Origin of the sequence: Collinsella sp. LCP19S3_C9 (assembly GCF_052121575.1) — a bacterium.
GTDB lineage: Bacteria > Actinomycetota > Coriobacteriia > Coriobacteriales > Coriobacteriaceae > Collinsella.
In genome coordinates this window covers 1-300 of record NZ_JBQKDZ010000053.1, presented here as the reverse complement: position 1 = coordinate 300, position 300 = coordinate 1, and the positions used below count along the sequence as shown (strand labels likewise).

At 63.3% G+C, this 300-nt stretch carries 1 pseudogene; it reads left to right on the top strand.

From position 1 onward, the window contains the following. Positions 1-223 (top strand): annotated as a pseudogene (locus tag ACTQXI_RS08945) (IS256 family transposase); the annotation flags it as partial. Positions 224-300: the final 77 nt, after the last annotated feature.

Below are 300 nucleotides of genomic sequence, written 5' to 3'. Positions count from 1 at the left end.
CTCCACGGGCTCGCTGGTGCGGCTCGCGGGCGCGGTCATGTGCGAGCAGGACGAGATATGGCAGGAGTCCAGGTACTTCTCGGAGGCGAGGATGAACGAGCTCTACGACGAGGGCCGCACACGCGGGATTGACGGGACGGTCGACTGGGCGCGGCTGGAGGCGGAGGCCAAGAAGATGATCAAATGGGACCTCGAGCTTGCGGACAGGGTCGAGGCGGCATAGGATATCAACCGTATTCCAGATTCTGGGACGCCGGGCCGACTCGCTTCGGATCGGGCACTACACCAACTTTCTCGACA